Here is a 19,205-nt window from a genome sequence, read left to right as displayed (position 1 = left end):
GTCCTCAGTTGCTCGCGTCCACTGTGTTGGTTCTGAAACCACGAACAACCGTCGTAGTCATGGGCCACGACTCCGGTTGACAGTTTCATAGTGTTTCGGTGGTCATAGCGTGAGGGAAACGCCCGGTTACATTCCGAACCCGGAAGCTAAGCCTTACAGCGCCGATGGTACTGCAGGGGGGACCCTGTGGGAGAGTAGGACGCCGCCGAACAAATTTTATGGGAAACCCCCGTGCTTTTCAGCACGGGGGTTTTCTGCGTTCAGGCGAGCATGACGGGGCCCCCTCGCTCCCGCCGGCCGGGGCTGAGGGTAAAGTCAGGGGGCATCGTTGGCTTATTTACCCAGGAGGCCCCCGGGTGGAGGTCCAGGAGACCCGTGTCCAGACAGACCGGGTCCTCACCATCCCGAACATCCTCAGCATGGCGCGGCTCGTCGGCGTACCCCTGTTCCTGTGGCTGATCCTCAGGCCGGAGTTCGGCGGTCCCAAGAGTGATGGATGGGCGCTGCTCGTGCTCGCGCTGAGCGGTGTCAGTGACTATCTCGACGGGAAGCTCGCACGTCGCTGGAATCAGATCAGCAGCCTCGGCCGGCTGCTCGACCCAGCTGCCGACCGGCTCTACATTTTGTCCACCTTGGTCGGATTGACCTGGCGCGAGATCCTTCCCATTTGGTTGACCGCGGTACTGCTGGCGCGAGAACTGGTCCTTCTGGTGATGGTGGGGATCCTCAGGCGGCACGGCTATCCGCCGCCCCAGGTGAACTTCCTGGGCAAGGCGGCCACCTTCAACCTGATGTATGCCTTCCCCTTGTTGCTGCTCAGCGACGGAAGTGGCTGGATCCACGAACTCGCTGCTATTTTCGGATGGGCGTTCGCAGGATGGGGTACAACGCTGTATTGGTGGGCAGGGATCCTCTACGTGGTTCAGGTCCGCCGCCTTGTCAAGGCGGACTCCACGGCCGATTGAGCCCGCCATTGCGCGTTGGCTGAGGCCAGATCGCCCGCGCTGTGACAGCGGTGGGTGACTCAGGACGGGCGAAGTCGGCTGGACCGTCGTCTCTTCAAGGAGGACGCTTCCGACATGAAGGCCGTCGTGATGGCCGGAGGCGAAGGCACACGCCTTCGTCCCATGACCTCGAGTATGCCCAAGCCACTCCTGCCCGTGGCCAATCGGCCGATCATGGAGCACGTGCTGAGGCTGCTCAAGCGGCATGGGCTCAGCGAAACCGTGGTCACCGTGCAGTTCCTGGCTTCGCTCGTCAAGAATTACTTCGGTGACGGCGAAGAGCTCGGGATGGAGCTCACCTATGCCAATGAGGAGAAGCCACTCGGCACCGCCGGCAGCGTGAAGAACGCGGAGGAGGCGCTGAAGGATGACGCGTTCCTCGTGATCTCCGGTGATGCACTGACCGATTTCGACCTCACCGAACTCATCAATTTTCACAAGGAGAAGGGCGCGCTCGTCACGGTATGCCTGACGCGTGTGCCCAATCCCCTGGAATTCGGCATCACCATTGTCGACGAAGAAGGCAAGGTCGAGCGGTTCCTCGAGAAGCCGACGTGGGGCCAGGTCTTCTCCGACACCGTCAACACGGGCATCTACGTCATGGAGCCCGAGGTCTTCGACTACGTAGAAGCCGATGTGCCAGTGGACTGGTCCGGTGATGTCTTCCCGCAGCTGATGAAGGAAGGCAAGCCCGTCTACGGGTACGTGGCCGAGGGCTACTGGGAAGACGTCGGTACCCACGAGAGCTATGTGAAGGCCCAGGCCGACGTGCTCGAGGGGAAGGTCGACGTCGAGCTCGACGGGTTCGAGATCTCGCCCGGGGTCTGGGTCGCCGAGGGTGCCGAAGTGCACCCCGACGCCGTGCTGCGCGGACCGCTGTACATCGGCGACTACGCCAAGGTCGAAGCCGATGTGGAGATCCGCGAACACACGGTCGTCGGATCGAACGTCGTCGTGAAGAGCGGGGCCTTTCTGCACAAGGCCGTGGTCCACGACAACGTGTACATCGGGGAGCAGAGCAATCTGCGTGGATGCGTGGTCGGGAAGAACACCGACATCATGCGTGCCGCGCGGATCGAGGACGGTGCCGTCATCGGCGACGAGTGCCTCGTCGGTGAGGAATCGATCGTCCAGGGCAATGTGCGGGTCTACCCGTTCAAGACGGTCGAGGCCGGTGCCTTCGTCAATACGTCGGTGATCTGGGAGTCCCGTGGCCAGGCCCATCTCTTCGGGGCTCGCGGCGTCTCCGGCATCCTGAACGTCGAGATCACGCCGGAACTCGCGGTGCGGCTGGCCGGGGCGTACGCGACGACCCTGAAGAAGGGGTCGACCGTCACGACCGCCCGTGATCACTCACGTGGTGCGCGTGCCCTGAAGCGGGCGGTCATCTCCGCGCTGCAGGCCAGCGCCATCGACGTACGGGACCTGGAGAACGTGCCGTTGCCCGTGGCCCGGCAGCAGACGGCCAGGGGCAGTGCCGGCGGGATCATGATCCGTACGACGCCGGGGGTGCCGGACTCCGTCGACATCATGTTCTTCGACGAGCGTGGCGCCGATCTGTCGCAAGGGAGTCAGCGCAAGCTCGACCGTGTGTACGCGCGGCAGGAGTATCGGCGAGCGTTCCCCGGAGAGATCGGGGATCTGCACTTCCCGTCCAGCGTCTTCGACTCGTACACGGGGTCGTTGCTCAGGAACGTCGATACGACGGGAATCGCCGACGCCGGGCTGAAGGTCGTCGTCGACGCATCCAACGGCAGTGCCGGGCTCGTACTGCCCAGCCTGCTGGGACGGCTCGGGGTCGATGCGCTGACCATCAACCCGGGACTCGACGAGGCGCGGCCCACCGAGACCGCGGACGCTCGGCGGTCCGGACTCGTGCGACTCGGGGAGATCGTCGCGTCGGCGCGGGCCGACTTCGGAGTCCGGTTCGACCCGGTCGGTGAGCGGCTCTCGCTCGTCGACGAGAAGGGGCGGATCATCGAGGACGACCGTGCCCTCCTGGTGATGCTCGATCTCGTCGCCGCCGAGCGGCGGAGCGGGCGGGTCGCCCTGCCCGTGACGACCACCCGGATCGGTGAGCAGGTCGCCGCGTACCACGGGACCCAGGTGGAGTGGACGACGACGTCGCCGGACGATCTCACGCGGGTGGGGCGCGAGGACGGGACCATCTTCGGTGGTGACGGGCGCGGTGGCTTCATCGTGCCCGAGTTCAGCAGCGTGTTCGACGGTGCCGCGGCCTTCGTGCGGCTCATCGGACTGGTCGCGCGGACCCAGCTCACGCTGAGCCAGATCGATGCCCGGATCCCGCGGGCCCATGTGATCAAGCGCGACCTGGCGACCCCGTGGGCCGTCAAGGGGCTGGTCATGCGGCGCGTGGTCGAAGAGGCCGGTGACCGGTCCGTGGACACCACCGACGGGGTGCGGGTCGTCGAGAGCGACGGGCGCTGGGTCATGGTGCTGCCCGACCCGGCCGAGGCCGTCACCCATCTGTGGGCCGAGGGTCCCGACGACGCCTCCGCCCAGCAGCTGCTCGACGAGTGGGCGGCCGTCGTGGACAGCGCCGGTCGCTGAGCCCGGCTGCACGGCCGGTCGGTGCTCTCGTCGGGCGCTGACCGGCCTGCCGGTGGGGCCATTCGGAGGTAGCGGCGGCGACGTGCGACGATGTGCGGCATGCCGCAGCAGCCCCCCGTTCGGAGCACCCCCAAGCGCCCTGCGCGCCCCGATGCGTCCATGTCGCTGCTGACCAATGTGATGGACCACAGCCTGGACGACGGGTACGCGGAAGCCGCCGCCCGGAAGCAGGCACAGGGGCAGAGCGGGCTGCCGAAGACGCTGCGGGCGAAGCTGGGGCTCGCGGCGGGACTCGTGCTGGCCGCGCTCGTCGTCACCGTGGGCGCGGCACAGGCCCGCATCGCGGCACCGGTCGTGGCCAAGGAGCGCGAAGAGCTGATCGACCGTATCGACCAGGAGACCGCGTCCGCCGACAAGCTGGAGGGCCAGGTCGACTCGCTGCGCACCGACGTGGGGAACATGCAGCGCGAGGCGCTGAAGAAACACGGCGGTGACCAGGGCGAGTTGGTGGGGATCCTGTCGGGGGCCGTCGCCGTGCACGGACCGGGCGTCAAGCTCGTCGTCGACGATGCCAAGTCGGCGGAGACGGGCGGGGGCGGCGGACCGCGGGAGAGCGCGGACTTCTCCGACACCGGGCGGGTGCGCGACCGGGACATGCAGCGGGTCGTCAACGGGCTCTGGCAGTCCGGTGCCGAAGCCGTCAGCATCAACGGACAGCGGCTTACCGCCCTCTCCGCCATCCGGGCCGCGGGGGACGCGATACTGGTCGACAACAAGCCGCTGGTGCCGCCGTACACGGTGCTCGCGGTGGGGGACGGGCAACGCCTGAGCACCCGGTTCCAGAACAGTTCCGACGGGCTGTATCTGCACGCCCTGAAGGAGAACTTCGGGATCCGGAACAGCATTTCGGCGCAGGACGACGTCAGGATCCCCGCCGCACCCAGCGTGATCGTACGTACAGCACAGCCGAGAGCAGAGCAGAAGGGCACATCGTGATCGCCGTACTGGGCCTCGTCGTGGGAGTCGTGGTCGGGTTGTTCGTCCGGCCCGAGGTTCCGGCGGTGGTCGAGCCTTACCTTCCGATCGCCGTGGTCGCCGCGCTGGACGCGGTGTTCGGCGGGCTGCGCGCCATGCTGGACGGGATCTTCGACGACAAGGTGTTCGTCGTGTCGTTCCTGTCGAACGTCGTCGTGGCCGCGCTGATCGTCTTCCTGGGCGACAAGCTGGGCGTCGGCGCGCAGTTGTCTACCGGAGTCGTGGTCGTGCTCGGCATCCGCATCTTCTCCAACGCCGCAGCCATTCGGCGGCATGTGTTCCGGGCGTGAGGCCGATGACCCCCGATGAGAACGCGGCGAACGCGGCGAACGCGGCGAACGCGGCGAACGACGCGACCCCCGAGAGCCGTGAGAGTGCCGAGGCGGCGCAACATCGGCTGCGCAAGGAGTTGCCGGCCGAGGTCGCGCCCATGGCGGGAACGTCCGAGGCGGAGCCCGCGGCCGCACCTCAGCTGACCGGGCGTCAGCGGTTGGTGAAGGGGCTGTGGCCGCCGCGCGTGTCCCGTGCCCAACTCACCGTTGCCGTGCTGTTGTTCGTGCTGGGCCTCGGGCTGGCCATCCAGGTGCGGTCCAACAGCGACAACACGGCTCTGCGCGGTGCGCGGCAAGAAGATCTCGTACGCATCCTCGATGAACTCGACGACCGTACTCAGCGTCTAGAGGACGAGAAGCAAGGTCTCGAAGATCAGCGGACCGAGCTGGAGAACAGCTCGGACCAGGCTGAGGAGGCCCGCAAGCAGACGGTCGAGAAGGAACGTCAACTCGGCATTCTGGCGGGCACCGTGGCCGCGCAGGGCCCCGGGATCACGATGACGGTCACGGACCCGAAGGGGGCTGTCGAGGCGGACATGCTGCTCGACGCGATCCAGGAGTTGCGGGCGGCCGGCGCCGAGGCGATCCAGGTGAACGGTGTCCGCGTGGTGGCCAACACGTACCTGACGGACGGAACCGGAGGGAAGGGGGTCAGCGTGGATGGACACAAGATCAGTCAGCCGTACACCTTCAAGGTCATCGGCAAGCCGCAGGACCTCGAACCGGCCCTCAACATTCCGGGAGGTGTCGTGCAGACGCTGGAGAAGGAGCAGGCCACAGTGGGCGTAAGCCGTTCGGAGAAGATCGTTGTGGACGCCTTGCGAGCGGCGCAACGGCCTGATTACGCTCGGTCGTCCTCTCAGTGAGGTGAGTGCGCATGGGGGATGTTGTGCGAGGGCATGAGGTTGCGGGGGGTCGGCGCACCGTAGGCGGGGTGCGTGGTGGAAACTGTTTGGCGGATACGGACGTTGTGAGGATGTCCGTGTTCGTGACGTACGCCGATGTGTGCAGTCTGGGTTCGTCCTGCCCCACGGGCGGGTCTGTTTCGGTCAAGGGGAATCGCCCGTGAAGTTGTTTGCGAAGTTGTTCGGCAAGAGTGCACGTGAGGACAACCGTCATCGTGCGCCGCGCCAGGGAGACGTGCCGGAGACGCAGGTGGGCGAGCGCCCGCTGTTCCGGGACGAGGTTGGTGACAATTCGGGCGGACAGGGCGCGTCGTCTGTTGACCCCGCCGGTTCCGGCCGCATAGGTTTCGGAGAACCGTCAACCTCAAGTACGGGTGGAGGGTTTGGCCCCGGCCCGTATGCGTCCCAAGCCCCCGCGGGGCAGCCGCGGCAGGAGGATCCGTCCATGTCGGCTCTGGTGTGTCAGAGGTGCGGGAACCGGAACGGCGAGAACAGCCGGTTCTGCTCCAACTGCGGTGCGCCGCTGCGTGGCGGAGCGGCGGCCGAGGGGCCGTCGGAGACCACCTCCACGATCTCCATCTCCGGTCTTGAGTCCTACGACCCCGAGGCCACCGGCCAGACGCAGCTGCCCACCCTGTCGCCCGAGGCGCAGGCCGCGGTGGACGCGCTGCCGCTGGGCTCGGCGCTCCTGGTGGTGCGGCGCGGCCCGAACTCGGGCAGCCGCTTCCTCCTGGACGGCGAGCTGACCACGGCCGGTCGCCACCCGCAGAGCGACATCTTCCTGGACGACGTGACCGTGTCGCGCCGCCACGTGGAGTTCCGCCGCCTGCAGGACGGCTCGTTCACCGTCTCCGACGTCGGCAGCCTCAACGGCACGTACGTGAACCGTGAGCGCATCGACTCGGTGACGCTGAACAACGGCGACGAGGTGCAGATCGGCAAGTACCGGCTGGTCTTCTACGCGAGCCAGCGAGGTATCTGACCCACCAGCGAACCGTCAGGAAGGTCCATGCTTCACACACCGAGGGGCGGTGCCGGCAGCGGCATCGCCACTGCGGACAGTCGGCTGATGAGCATCGGCACCGTGCTGAACATGCTGCGCGACGAGTTCCCCGAAGTCACGATCTCCAAGATTCGGTTCCTGGAGTCGGAGGGGCTCATCGAGCCGCAGCGGACGCCCTCGGGCTACCGCAAGTTCAGCCCGGACGACGTCGAGCGACTCGCCCACGTCCTGCGGATGCAGCGGGACCACTACCTGCCGCTGAAGGTCATCAAGGAACAGCTCGACGCCCTGGAGCGGGGCGAGTCCCTGCCCGTTCCCGCGCCGGGGCGGCCCGGCGACGCCGCGGTGGACGAGAGCGGTGACGCTCCGACCGCTGCCCGGGTGGGCCGGGACGAACTGCTCGCCGCGGCCGGGATCGACGAGGCGGAGCTCGCCGAGTGGGAGTCGTACGGGCTCATCGGCCCGTTGCCGGACGGGGGGTACGACGCGGCGGCCGTGCTCGTCGCCGAGCTCGTCGGCGAACTGGGCCGGTTCGGGATCGAGCCGCGGCACCTGCGTGTCATGCGGGCCGCCGCGGACCGTGAGGCCGGCCTCGTGGACTCCGTCGTGGCACCGTTGAAGGTGCACCGCAATCCGCAGACCAGGGCGCACGCGCAGGCACGTGCCACGGAGCTGGCGGGCCTCACGGTGCGCCTGCACGGGGCACTTGTGCAGACCGCTCTCGGCGTGCGTCTGCCCTGATCGCAGGGACGGGTGGGCGCCGCTGTCCCGGCATGCGGCGCATGCCCGACTACCCAAACCGGCCGGGCACGTCCTAGGGTTGCTGTGTGAACGAGCTCGACGTCGTAGGTGTCCGGGTCGAAATGCCCTCCAACCAACCGATCGTGCTCCTGCGTGAAGTGGGAGGCGACCGCTACCTCCCCATCTGGATCGGACCGGGGGAGGCGACGGCCATCGCCTTCGCTCAGCAGGGCATGGCCCCCGCGCGTCCGCTGACGCACGACCTCTTCAAGGACGTGCTGGAGGCGGTCGGACAGGAGCTGACGGAAGTACGCATCACGGACCTGCGGGAAGGCGTCTTCTACGCGGAGCTGGTGTTCGCGAGCGGCGTCGAGGTCAGCGCCCGCCCGTCCGACGCCATAGCGCTCGCGCTGCGGACCGGAACGCCGATCTTCGGCAGTGACGGGGTCCTGGACGACGCCGGGATCGCGATCCCGGACGAGCAGGAGGACGAGGTGGAGAAGTTCCGCGAGTTCCTCGACCAGATCTCGCCCGAAGATTTCGGGACGAACAGTCAGTGACCGGGAGATAGTGGCCCGACGGTTCTGAACAGAGGCGGTCGCCCGAGGGCGGCCGCCTCGGCGCATTCGGCTAGCCTTTCCCCGCGGTGGGATACGGGAAACCACTCTTAGGGTGATTATCACTCGGCGTGGCGAGTGTGGCGTTCGTTGACGCACCTCCGGTGACTGCCTACCGTCGAGAAGGCAGGTCATACGAGGAGGTCGGCGTGAGAAGCAGCGGCGACGGTACGGCGACGGGCGGTCCGTACTCGTTTCACGGCAGCGCGGCCGATCACACTCCGCAGCGTCCGCAGGCAGTGCCTGCGGCGGCACAGGCGGACGGCGACGCGACGTCCGAGCAGCTCGGATACCGGGGACCGACCGCGTGCGCGGCGGCCGGAATCACCTATCGGCAGCTCGACTACTGGGCCAGAACCGGCCTTGTGGAACCCAGCGTGCGCGCCGCGTACGGGTCGGGGACCCAGCGTCTGTACAGCTTCCGGGACGTCGTCGTCCTGAAGGTCGTGAAGCGGTTCCTGGACACGGGCGTCTCCCTGCAGAACATCCGGACCGCGGTGCAGCATCTGCGGGAGCGGGGCTTCAGGGACCTGGAGCGCATGACGCTGATGAGCGACGGCGCGACGGTGTACGAGTGCACGTCGCCGGACGAGGTGCACGATCTGCTGCAGGGCGGGCAGGGGATCTTCGGGATCGCCGTGGGCGTCGTCTGGCGGGACGTGGAGAGCGCCCTGTCGCAGTTGCACGGGGAGCGGGTGGACACCGGCGAGACCATCGTCAGGAACAACCCGGCGGACGAGCTCGCGAGGCGGCGCAACCGGGCCGTGTGACTGGCGTGCGGCCGCGTTGTCAGTGGCGTAGGGCAGCATCGGAGACGTGAGAGCCGCGCCGACGATCCTGCATCTCGACATGGATGCCTTCTACGCCTCTGCCGAGCAGGCGGCGAAGCCCAGCCTGCGCGGGAAAGCGGTCGTCGTCGGCGGGCTCGGGCCGCGTGGCGTCGTGGCCACGGCGTCGTACGAGGCGCGGCGGTTCGGGGTGCACTCGGCCATGCCGATGGGGCAGGCGCGGCGGCTCGCGCCCAATGCCGCGTACCTCGTGCCCCGGTTCCGGCTGTACCGCGAGGTCAGCGATCAGGTGATGGGTCTGCTGCGGGAGCTTTCGCCGCTGGTGGAGCCCCTGAGCCTGGACGAGGCGTTCGTCGATCTGGAGGCCGGTGAGACGGCTTGGGACGCGCCTTCCGCGGAGGCCGTGGGGCTGCGGCTGAGGGCCGACATTCGGCGGGTGACCGGATTGACCGGGTCCGTGGGGATCGCCGTCTCCAAGATGCTCGCGAAGATCGCCTCGGAGGAGGCCAAGCCGGACGGTCTGCTGCTGATACCGCCGGGGACCGAGCGGGCGATGCTCGGGCCGAAGTCCGTACGGATCCTGCCGGGGGTCGGGCCGGCCACCGGGGACCATCTGCGGCGGGCCGGGATCCAGACCGTGGAGGAGATCGCCGAGGCGGGCGAGGACGAGCTCGTGCGGCTGTTGGGCAAGGCGCACGGGACGCATCTGTACGCGATGGCGCTGGCGCGGGACGAGCGGCCCGTCGTGGCCGAGCGGGACTCCAAGTCCGTGTCGGTCGAGGACACCTACGACGTGGACATCCACGACCGGGTGCGGGTCCGGACGGAGGTTCAGCGGCTCGCCGACCGGTGTGTGGAGCGGCTGCGGGCGGCAGGCAGATCCGGGCGGACCGTGGTGCTCAAGGTGCGGCGGTACGACTTCTCGACCCTGACGCGGTCCGAGACGCTGCGCGGGCCGACCGACGACCCGGGAGTGGTGCGGGAGGCCGCCGCGCGGCTCCTGGAGGGCGTGGACACCACCGGGGGCGTGCGGCTGCTGGGGGTCGGTGTGAGCGGGCTCGCCGACTTCACTCAGGAGGACCTCTTCGCCCAGGCCGCGGCGGCTTCCGAGGAGGCCGCCGCGGTGGAGGAGGCCGAGGACGTGGTGGCGCCGGTCGAGGACGTCGTCGCCGAGCCCGTCGAGCGGAAGTGGATGGCCGGGCACGATGTCCGGCATGCCGAATTCGGGGCCGGGTGGGTCCAGGGAAGCGGGCTCGGGCGGGTGACGGTGCGGTTCGAGACGCCGTACTCGACTTCGCCGGGGCGGGTGCGGACGTTCGCCGTGGACGATCCGCTGCTGGAGCCCGCTGATCCTTTGCCGCTGGTCGAGGTGCCGGTGCGCTGAGGCATCGGCAGATCGACACAGCCCGTGCCCCCGGCCGCGACGCTCCCTAGGTCGGATCCTCCTCCGCGCCCGCGATGTGGCCGAAGGTCATGTCGGGGGACTGCGGGGCCGTCACGTCCAGGCCGTAGTGGTGGTACAGCTGGAGTTCCTGCTCGGGGGAGAGATGGCGGCCCACGCCGAAGTCGGGGGCGTCCTTGATCAGGGCGCGGTCGAAGGGGATGTGAAGGGTGCCGTCGACCAGGTCGCTCGGCTCCAGGGGGACGAAGGCGTCACGGCTGAACAGGCCCGTGCGTATCGCCGCCCATTCCGGAACGCCCGTGGCGTCGTCGAGGTAGACCTCGTCGACCGTGCCGATCTTTGTTCCGTTGCGGTCGAACGCCTTGCGGCCGATCAGATTGCGTGGATCGACATCGGTCTGCACGAGCCCTCCTGATGATCGCAACTCGTCTGTAAACACTACGAAAGAGCACATTGGGGAAGGCGGCCACTCGAGGGTTCGGGCCGAGTCGCCGCTGGTAGGCTGGCGAGTGGCTGCTGACCCTGTGCGGGAGAGTCCTCCGACGGTAGTCGGAGGCGCCGAAGGAGCAACTCCTCCCCGGAATCTCTCAGGCCCCTGTACCGCACGGACGAGGTCACTCTGGAAAGCAGGGCGGGGTGCAGGTTTCCGCTCTCACCGACGGTGAAAGCCGGTGTGTTCCGTGATCCTGCGGGCGGCCGGTGAAGCTCTCAGGTTGAGATGACAGAGGGGGAGGCCGTCCGGGCACCCGCGCCGTGGTGCCCCTCGCAGGTCGCAATGACCAGGAGGCCTCCGCAATGACCGTCCACCGTATTCCGCTCTCCCAGCTGGAGCAGGGAATCCCCTTCGAGCAGCGCCATATCGGTCCCGACGACGAGGCCCAGGCCAAGATGCTCGCGCAGGTCGGCTACGGCTCGCTCGACGAGCTGACGGCGGCCGCGGTGCCGGATGTGATCAAGAGCGCCGACGCCCTGGATCTGCCGGGTGCGCGTACCGAGGCCGAGGTGCTGGCCGAGCTCCGCTCCCTCGCCGACCGCAACCAGGTGCTCGGCTCCATGATCGGGCTCGGGTACTACGGGACCTTCACGCCGCCCGTCATCCTGCGCAACGTGATGGAGAACCCGTCCTGGTACACGGCCTACACGCCGTACCAGCCGGAGATCTCGCAGGGCCGGCTCGAGGCGCTGCTCAACTTCCAGACGATGGTCGCCGAGCTGACCGGGCTGCCGACCTCGGGCGCCTCACTGCTCGACGAGGGCACGGCCGCCGCCGAGGCGATGGCCCTTTCGCGGCGCATCGGCAAGGTCAAGAACGGCGTGTACGTGGTGGACGCCGACGCGCTGCCGCAGACCGTCGCCGTCATCGAGACGCGTGCCGAGCCGACCGGTGTGGAGATCGTCGTCGCCGAGCTGAGCGACGGGATTCCGGCCGAGGTCGCCGAGCGTGGCGTGGTCGGCGTGCTCGTGCAGTACCCGGGGGCCTCCGGCGCCGTACGGGACATCAAGCCCGTCATCGAGCAGGCCCACGAGCTGGGCGCCATCGTCACGGTCGCCGCTGATCTTCTTGCCCTCACGCTGCTGACCTCGCCCGGTGAGCTCGGCGCGGACATCGCCGTCGGTACGACGCAGCGGTTCGGTGTGCCGATGGGCTTCGGTGGCCCGCACGCCGGTTACATGGCCGTGCGCGAGAAGTTCGCGCGGTCGCTGCCGGGCCGGCTCGTGGGTGTCTCGGTGGACGCCGACGGGAACAAGGCGTACCGCCTCGCCCTGCAGACGCGGGAGCAGCACATCCGTCGCGAGAAGGCGACCAGCAACATCTGCACCGCACAGGTGCTGCTCGCGGTGATGGCCGGCATGTACGCCGTCTACCACGGGCCCGACGGACTCAGGTCCATCGCCCGGCGCACCCACCGGTACGCCAACCTGCTCGCCGCGGGTCTGACGGCGGGCGGTGTCGAGGTCGTGCACCAGGCCTACTTCGACACGCTGACCGTGCGGGTGCCGGGCAAGGCCGCCGACGCGGTGTCCGCCGCCCGCCAGGGTGGGGTCAATCTGCGGTTCGTCGACGCCGACCATGTGTCGATCGCCTGCGACGAGACGACCACGCGGGCCCAACTGGGCGTCGTATGGGGTGCGTTCGGGGTTCCGGACGCCGACCTCGACGCGCTGGACGCCGAGGTGGCGGAGGCGCTGCCGGGCACGCTGCTGCGCGACGACGAGTACCTGACCCACCCGGTGTTCCACCAGTACCGGTCCGAGACCGCGATGCTCCGGTACCTGCGCAGGCTCGCCGATCGTGACTACGCGCTCGACCGCGGCATGATCCCGCTGGGGTCCTGCACGATGAAGCTCAACGCGACGACGGAGATGGAGCCGGTCACCTGGCCCGAGTTCGGCCAGCTGCACCCCTTCGCGCCGGCCGAGCAGGCGCAGGGCTACCTCACGCTCATCCGCGAGCTGGAGGAGCGCCTCGCCGAGGTCACCGGGTACGACAAGGTGTCGCTGCAGCCGAACGCCGGGTCGCAGGGCGAGCTGGCCGGTCTGCTGGCGGTGCGCGGGTACCACCGGGCCAACGGCGACGAGCAGCGGACCGTGTGTCTCATCCCGTCGTCGGCGCACGGGACCAACGCCGCCAGCGCCGTGATGGCCGGGATGAAGGTCGTCGTCGTCAAGACCGCCGACGACGGTGAGATCGACGTCGAGGATCTGCGCGCCAAGATCGAGCAGTACGCCGACCAGTTGTCCGTGCTCATGATCACGTACCCGTCGACGCACGGTGTGTTCGAGGAGCACGTCGCCGACATCTGTGGTGCGGTGCACGACGCGGGTGGCCAGGTGTACGTCGACGGTGCCAACCTCAACGCCCTTGTGGGGCTTGCCAAGCCGGGCCACTTCGGCGGCGACGTCTCGCACCTGAACCTGCACAAGACCTTCTGCATCCCGCACGGCGGCGGCGGTCCCGGTGTCGGTCCGGTCGGGGTGCGCGAGCACCTCGCGCCGTACCTGCCGAACCACCCGCTGCAGCCGGGCGCCGGGCCCGAGACGGGTGTGGGTCCGATCTCCGCGGCGCCGTGGGGCTCCGCCGGGATCCTGCCGATCTCGTGGGCGTACGTACGTCTCATGGGTGGCGAGGGGCTGAAGCGGGCGACGCAGGTGGCCGTGCTCTCCGCCAACTACATCGCCAAGCGGCTCGAGCCGCACTACCCGGTGCTGTACACGGGCCCGGGCGGGCTGGTCGCGCACGAGTGCATCATCGACCTGCGGCCGCTCAGCAAGTCGACCGGTGTGAGCGTCGACGACATCGCCAAGCGGCTCATCGACTACGGGTTCCACGCGCCGACCATGTCGTTCCCCGTGGCCGGGACGCTGATGATCGAGCCGACCGAGAGCGAGGACATCGGGGAGCTGGACCGGTTCTGCGACGCGATGATCGCCATTCGGGGCGAGATCGAGCGGGTCGCTTCCGGTGAGTGGCCCGCCGAGGACAACCCGCTGCGGAACGCTCCGCACACGGCCGGGATGCTCGGTGCGGGCTGGGAGCACGCGTACAGCCGGGAAGAAGGTGTCTTCCCGGCCGGGGTGGTGCCTGCTGACAAGTACTGGCCGCCGGTGCGGCGGATCGACCAGGCTTTCGGCGACCGGAACCTGGTGTGTTCCTGCCCGCCTCTGGACGCCTACGAGGCGTGAGGGTTGGGGTGGCTGCGCGGCCGCCGGTTCGTTGCGGCCGGTCGCGCAGTTCCCCGCGCCCCTGACGGGCGCTGCTAGGCCGCCGTGACCACTGCGCCCAGTGGGCGGTGCGGGGCGATGATCGTGCCGTTGGGCAGCAGTTCGCCGGTGTCCTCGAAGAGCAGGACTCCATTGCACAGGAGGCTCCAGCCCTGCTCCGGATGATGGGCCACAGGGAACGCGGCCTCCCGGTCCGCGGACTCTGCTGTCGGGCACGAAGGCTGGTGCTGGCACATGGGTGGGATCTTTCGCTGCGTAGTGATGTCGATGACGGTGGCGTCGCTGTCCGTGCTGTCTGCGCTGCGGCTTGAAGACTCGTTCATGGCCGCCCCCCGTTTTCAGTCGGTCCGGAACCCAGTGTTGCCCTGTGGGCGTCAATCCGCAGGGATTTCGTAGCAGCGGTCCTCACAGGATGGAGACGCGTCACCCGTGCGGACGGTTCAGTTCAACTGCACTGTCCCTTCGGGTGGTTCGGGGTGACCGGATGGGGCTAGTCCGGTCGGGATGAGTGTGTATCGAGCACCTTGTATCGCGCGTACGGACAGGGCTGTGCCCCGCGACCGGACGGCGGACGGTGCGGGGCACAGGTCTTTTTCGCGGTGGTGCGGTGGTGCGGTCGTTTTCGGGTCCGGTCGCGTCAGGCGAGCAGGGTGGTCGCCCTGGCGGGCGTCAGGCGGTGGGTGAGGACCGGCAGCAGTTCGGCCACGCGGTGCGGCCGGTGGGCCGCGATGCCGGGCGGGGCCGGCGCGAGCGGTACCAGGATGTCGTCGGCCTCCGGGTGCCCGGTCGCGGCGTCGGCGGTGCAGTCGCCGTGCAGCCACAGGGTGAGCATGTAGAGCTCGGGTACCGAGAGCAGACGGGGCTGGTAGGGCTTGGTCAGGGTTTCCGCCTGGCGCAGGGCGCGCTCGGTGGACGCGACGTAGGGGCCCTCGAAGAAGTGCGAGAAGGCCCAGCCGTCGGGAGTGAGCATCGTGTCGGCGGCCGCCACCGCGCGTTCCCCGCAGCGGATCAGGAAGCGCCAGCCGGTGAGCCGGGCGCGGGAGGGGCCGGTGGTCTCGGTGATGTGGTCCAACACGTGGACGGGCAAAGGGAGTTCGGGGCTTGCCGGCCCTTGGGCGGCACGCAGTGACGGGGTGCGGGCCTCGCGGACGGCGGTGGGGGAACCGAGGGCCGTGAGGACGGTGCGCAGGGCGGGCGCGGGGGCCGGAGGGACATGCAGCGGCATGGTGGGTCGCCTCTCATTCGACAGGCACGTGGTGCTGGGGCGATGCGGGACGAGCGGACGGCGCTGTCTGCTGCGGGGGCACGTGAGTACACAAGGGATGCGCGACGGGCCAGAGGGGGCGGGGCCTCGGCCTCGAGTGCCAACTCTCTGTCTCGTTCGCGGAGTTTATACGACGTGTGTTCACACGGTGTTTCTGCTAGCAGTCCGAGATGTGACGGCAAGGCGTTATCCGGTCGTCGTTCCAGCGGTGTTTTGCGGGTGTCCTTCCCGATTTACCGGAGTCGCTCGTCCGTGACCTGCATGTCTTTAAGTCAAGCGGTCGGCTGAATCCAGTCGGTGTTTTTCACCAGGTGCTCGGTAGATAAATCTGCGAAGTGCCGCATGCCTAAGGAATGTGCCGCTGGGTAACTGCCTGGAGCGTACTGCTCCGCGGGCCCGCGCGGGGCGTTATCGATCACATTGCCTGGGCATCATCCACCGTGACATGCGGCCGGGTGGTCGGGTCGCCCGTGCGAGGAGGGACGCTTCCATGGGGGAGAAGGTCGTTGCCGGCAGGGTCGATCTGGCAGACAGGAGGCGCTACCGGGGCAAGCTCAAGGAGTGTCTGGAGGGGCTCCAGCGGTTGTTGGACGAGAAGCGGTTCGACCGGCCCAAGAATCTGATGGGGCTGGAGATCGAGTTGAATCTGGCCGGACCCGACGGCATGCCGAGAATGATGAATGCCGAAGTGCTGGAGCGCATCGCGAGCCGCGATTTCCAGACCGAACTCGCCATGTTCAATCTCGAAGTGAATATTGCCCCGCACCGGATCGGCGGGCGTGTTCTCGACCAGTTGGCGGAGGAGCTGCGGACCGGCCTCGGCTATGCGCACCGCAAGGCCAACGAGGTCGATGCGGGAATCGTGATGATCGGCATTCTGCCGACGCTCGGCGCGGAGGATCTCGTCTCCGCGAATCTGTCGGACGTCGACCGGTACACCTTGCTCAACGACCAGATCGTGGCCGCGCGCGGCGAGGAGTTCCAGCTCGACATCGACGGGGTCGAGCGGCTGACCTGCACGTCCTCGTCGATCGCGCCCGAAGCGGCGTGCACGTCCGTGCAGTTGCACCTCCAGGTGACGCCGGGGCGCTTCGCCGATGTGTGGAACGCGGCGCAGGCGGTCGCCGCCGTGCAGATTGCACTGGGTGCCAACGCGCCGTTCCTGTTCGGCCGCGAGCTGTGGCGGGAGTCGCGGCCCCCGCTGTTCCAGCAGTCGACGGACACCAGGCCGCCCGAACTCGCGGCGCAGGGGGTGCGGCCGCGGACCTGGTTCGGGGAGCGGTGGATCGATTCGGCGTACGACCTGTTCGAGGAGAATCTGCGGTACTTTCCGCCGCTGCTGCCCCTGATCGACGACGAGCGGCCGCTGGAGGTGCTCGACAAGGGCGGTGTGCCGAGCCTCGCCGAGCTGGTGCTGCACAACGGCACCGTGTACCGGTGGAACCGGCCGGTGTACGGAATAGCCGACGGAGTGCCTCATCTGCGGGTGGAGAACCGGGTGTTGCCCGCGGGGCCCACGGTCACCGACGTCATCGCCAACGCCGCCTTCTACTACGGCGTCGTACGCGCCCTGGCGGAGGACTCCCGGCCGGTGTGGTCGCGGCTCTCCTTCGACGCGGCGTCCCGGAACTTCGACACGGCGTGCCGGTACGGGATCGAGGCGCGCCTGGAGTGGCCGCGCCGGGGCCGGTTCGGTGGGACGGAACAGGTGCCGGCCGTGGCCCTCGTGCGGGACGAGTTGCTGCCGCTCGCCGCGGCCGGGCTCGACGCGTGGGGTGTCGAGCCCGCCGACCGCGACTTCTACCTGGGCGTGATCGAGGAGCGCTGCGCCCGGCGCACGAACGGGGCGCAGTGGCAGGCGGCGACGTACCACCGCGCCCGGGAGAGCGGCCTGGCCCGCGACGCGGCGCTGGCGGCGACCACGCGCCGGTACGCCGAGCTGATGCACCTGGGCGAACCGGTGCACACCTGGCCCGTCGGACTGCCGGAGCCGGCCGTGCCCCTGGGGTGATCAGTTGCTCTTGGCGCCGGCCTCGATGATGGCCTTGAGGATGACTTCCTGGATGTCGGCCGGGTCGCTGACCTTGTGACCCGAGCCGCCGGTGGCCTCGGCGATCTGCTCGATCTCGTCCTTGTCGGTGTCCGGGCCGACGGCGATGGCGATGAGCGGTACCGGGTGCTCGGGGTCCGTGAGCTCCTCCAACTGCTGGATCAGGCTGCTGCGGGAGATCGAGCCGGGGTCCTCGTTGACGCCGTCGGTCACCACGACGACGGCGTTGAACTTGCCCTTCTTGTACGTCGACGTGGCCTCCTTGTAGGCGGCGAGCGTCGTGTCGTACAGGCCCGTGGCACCGCCCGGCACCGGCTGCAGCGAGCGGAACGCGGACGACAGGCGGTCGCGCTGGGTGCCGGAGCCCTTGCGGTCGCCGAGGCGTGCCGTCGTGACGAGCTTCTTGTAGTCGCGGGTGCCGTCGAGGTGGGTCGAGAACTCCCACAGGCCGATGTCGTCCTCGTCGGTGAACGCCGTCGACAGGGCCGCCAGCATCGACGCCTTGGTCACCTCCATGCGGGACTCGCCGCGGCCCGGTACCAGGTTCGACATCGAGGCCGACGCGTCCACGACCGTGAGGACGCGGGCGCTCTGCACCGTGATCGTCCACATGCCGAGGGTCTGTTCCACCTGCTCGGCCGTGACCGGGTCCGAGGCGGGTGTGGCGTAGGGCTGCGGGGTGCGGGCGCCGGCGCCCTCGGCGACCGACTCCACCGCCGAGTCGTCCTCGTTGCGGAAGCCGTGCTTGCGCAGGATCTCGTGGCCCTCCGACGTGTTGAGCAGGGTCATGAACCGGACGGCCGCGCGGCTCTGCTCCGTGCTCAGCGAGGGCTCGTCGACCAGAGTGAAGGGGTAGGACAGCTCCGGCGAGCCGTCCTTCGGGTAGAAGAGGTCGAGGTCGCCCGAGTCGCCGACCTCGGCGTTGTGCGCGAAGGCGGCCTGCTCGGACAGGATCAGCGCCTGGTTGCGCTTCGGGTTGCCCTCTTCGGTGCCGGAGGAGTCGCGGGCCACCGTCTCCATCAACTGCGCGTCGCTGTCCGACGTGCGCTGCGAGAGGACCTTCGCCATGGCGGCGGCCTGGGTGCCGTCGCCGTCGCCCGCCTGCTTCGCGGAGGTGGCGAGCTTGGTGAGGGCGAGCAGCCCGGTGGCGCTGCGGGCCGGGTCGGCGGCGCCGAGGCGGAGCCGGTCGTCCTGCAGCGCGGCGCCCGCCAACTGCGTCCATCCGTACGTCTTCTTGGGCCAGCCGAACGACTTGGCCGCCGTCGGGACCATGCCCACGCCGATCGGGGACGTGGCGATGGTGCCCGTCGGTGTGACCTTGACGGCCTTGTCGTTCTGCCCGACCCGGTCGACCCAGAGGTCCGCGTCCGGCACCCAGACCTGGAAGTCCGGCTTGCCGGTCCCGGAGCGCAGCGTGTCGGCGACCTTGTACGAGTCGCGGGCGGAGACGGCCACGTCGATGCAGTTGCCGTCCGAGGTGAGGTCCTGCTTCCGGGCGCTGTCGGCGGCGGCGCGCAGCGCGGGAGCGATGTCCGGCGATGCGGCGACGGAGACGCGGACCGTGTTTCCGCAGGAGCCGCCGAGGCTGATGAGGTCGGTGCGGAGCGCCACGGCCGTGCCCGCCGCGACGACGAGGACGAGGGCGGTCGCGATGGCCACTGTGCGGCCGCGCGAGCGAGGTCGGTGGTCGGCCGTGGCCGTCCCGTACTCGTCGGGCGTGCTGCTGTGACGTCCCATGGCGGTGGTGCCCCTCCCTGAGCCATAAAGGCA

Annotated in this window: 16 protein-coding genes, 1 rRNA gene and 1 riboswitch; of the genes, 13 read left to right on the top strand and 4 right to left on the bottom strand. The window is 68.8% G+C overall.

What is annotated here, in order from left to right; all coding sequences use genetic code 11:
* Nucleotides 1–94: 94 nt before the first annotated feature.
* The 11 genes from rrf (at nucleotide 95) to B072_RS0124145 (ending at nucleotide 10,380) form a co-directional block, all read left to right on the top strand.
* A 5S ribosomal RNA gene (gene rrf, locus B072_RS0124195) occupies nucleotides 95–211 on the top strand.
* A 145-nt stretch (nucleotides 212–356) separates the two neighbouring features.
* On the top strand, nucleotides 357–965 hold the full coding sequence (locus B072_RS0124190) for a CDP-alcohol phosphatidyltransferase family protein (protein WP_018532567.1): 609 nt from the start codon (nucleotides 357–359) through the stop codon (nucleotides 963–965).
* A gap of 114 nt (nucleotides 966–1,079) precedes the next feature.
* Nucleotides 1,080–3,575 carry a mannose-1-phosphate guanyltransferase gene (locus tag B072_RS0124185; RefSeq protein WP_018532566.1) on the top strand — a complete coding sequence of 832 codons (2,496 nt, stop codon included), beginning with the start codon at nucleotides 1,080–1,082 and terminating at the stop codon, nucleotides 3,573–3,575.
* A gap of 90 nt (nucleotides 3,576–3,665) precedes the next feature.
* Nucleotides 3,666–4,571: a DUF881 domain-containing protein gene (locus B072_RS0124180; RefSeq protein WP_086020396.1), complete on the top strand. Its 906-nt coding sequence runs from the start codon at nucleotides 3,666–3,668 to the stop codon at nucleotides 4,569–4,571.
* On the top strand, nucleotides 4,568–4,900 hold the full coding sequence (locus B072_RS0124175; RefSeq protein WP_008749169.1) for a small basic family protein: 333 nt from the start codon (nucleotides 4,568–4,570) through the stop codon (nucleotides 4,898–4,900). The genes B072_RS0124180 and B072_RS0124175 overlap by 4 nt, the downstream gene beginning before the upstream one ends.
* A 5-nt stretch (nucleotides 4,901–4,905) precedes the next feature.
* The gene (locus B072_RS0124170; protein ID WP_018532564.1) at nucleotides 4,906–5,808 is read left to right on the top strand and encodes a DUF881 domain-containing protein; all 903 of its coding nucleotides are present in this window, start codon (nucleotides 4,906–4,908) and stop codon (nucleotides 5,806–5,808) included.
* Between the two features lie 82 nt (nucleotides 5,809–5,890).
* On the top strand, nucleotides 5,891–6,829 hold the full coding sequence (locus B072_RS46765; protein WP_078506563.1) for an FHA domain-containing protein: 939 nt from the start codon (nucleotides 5,891–5,893) through the stop codon (nucleotides 6,827–6,829).
* 27 nt (nucleotides 6,830–6,856) lie between these two features.
* Nucleotides 6,857–7,591, top strand: coding sequence for a MerR family transcriptional regulator (locus B072_RS0124160; RefSeq protein ID WP_018532562.1), 735 nt, complete (start codon nucleotides 6,857–6,859; stop codon nucleotides 7,589–7,591).
* Between the two features lie 86 nt (nucleotides 7,592–7,677).
* Entirely contained in the window at nucleotides 7,678–8,151 is a 474-nt protein-coding gene (locus B072_RS0124155; RefSeq protein ID WP_005475662.1) for a bifunctional nuclease family protein, read from the top strand.
* A 206-nt stretch (nucleotides 8,152–8,357) separates the two neighbouring features.
* On the top strand, nucleotides 8,358–8,978 hold the full coding sequence (locus tag B072_RS0124150; RefSeq protein ID WP_018532561.1) for a MerR family transcriptional regulator: 621 nt from the start codon (nucleotides 8,358–8,360) through the stop codon (nucleotides 8,976–8,978).
* A 46-nt stretch (nucleotides 8,979–9,024) separates the two neighbouring features.
* A complete protein-coding gene (locus tag B072_RS0124145) occupies nucleotides 9,025–10,380 on the top strand; it encodes a DNA polymerase IV (RefSeq protein ID WP_018532560.1) in 1,356 nt (451 codons plus the stop codon).
* A gap of 46 nt (nucleotides 10,381–10,426) precedes the next feature.
* Here B072_RS0124145 and B072_RS0124140 read toward each other — a convergent pair whose 3' ends face one another.
* Nucleotides 10,427–10,801: a PRC-barrel domain-containing protein gene (locus B072_RS0124140; RefSeq protein WP_018532559.1), complete on the bottom strand. Its 375-nt coding sequence runs from the start codon at nucleotides 10,799–10,801 to the stop codon at nucleotides 10,427–10,429.
* A 114-nt stretch (nucleotides 10,802–10,915) separates the two neighbouring features.
* Nucleotides 10,916–11,011, top strand: a riboswitch (glycine riboswitch).
* A 182-nt stretch (nucleotides 11,012–11,193) separates the two neighbouring features.
* Here B072_RS0124140 and gcvP point away from each other — a divergent pair.
* Entirely contained in the window at nucleotides 11,194–14,082 is a 2,889-nt protein-coding gene (gene gcvP, locus B072_RS0124135; protein WP_018532558.1) for an aminomethyl-transferring glycine dehydrogenase, read from the top strand.
* Nucleotides 14,083–14,156: 74 nt separating this feature from the next.
* Here the strand turns inward: gcvP and B072_RS0124130 are convergent, their stop codons facing one another.
* A complete protein-coding gene (locus B072_RS0124130) occupies nucleotides 14,157–14,357 on the bottom strand; it encodes a DUF5999 family protein (RefSeq protein ID WP_026246233.1) in 201 nt (66 codons plus the stop codon).
* A 401-nt stretch (nucleotides 14,358–14,758) separates the two neighbouring features.
* Entirely contained in the window at nucleotides 14,759–15,346 is a 588-nt protein-coding gene (locus tag B072_RS0124125; RefSeq protein WP_018532556.1) for a hypothetical protein, read from the bottom strand.
* 529 nt (nucleotides 15,347–15,875) lie between these two features.
* On the opposite strand from B072_RS0124125, the gene B072_RS0124120 reads away from it, so the two are divergent.
* Nucleotides 15,876–17,396, top strand: coding sequence for a glutamate-cysteine ligase family protein (locus B072_RS0124120; RefSeq protein ID WP_018532555.1), 1,521 nt, complete (start codon nucleotides 15,876–15,878; stop codon nucleotides 17,394–17,396).
* Here B072_RS0124120 and B072_RS0124115 read toward each other — a convergent pair whose 3' ends face one another.
* On the bottom strand, nucleotides 17,397–19,172 hold the full coding sequence (locus B072_RS0124115; protein WP_018532554.1) for a substrate-binding and VWA domain-containing protein: 1,776 nt from the start codon (nucleotides 19,170–19,172) through the stop codon (nucleotides 17,397–17,399).
* Nucleotides 19,173–19,205: the final 33 nt, after the last annotated feature.

Source organism: Streptomyces sp. HmicA12, from assembly GCF_000373565.1.
GTDB lineage: Bacteria > Actinomycetota > Actinomycetes > Streptomycetales > Streptomycetaceae > Streptomyces.
Note: the sequence above shows the minus strand (reverse complement) of the source record. Positions and strands in the feature narration are given on the sequence as shown.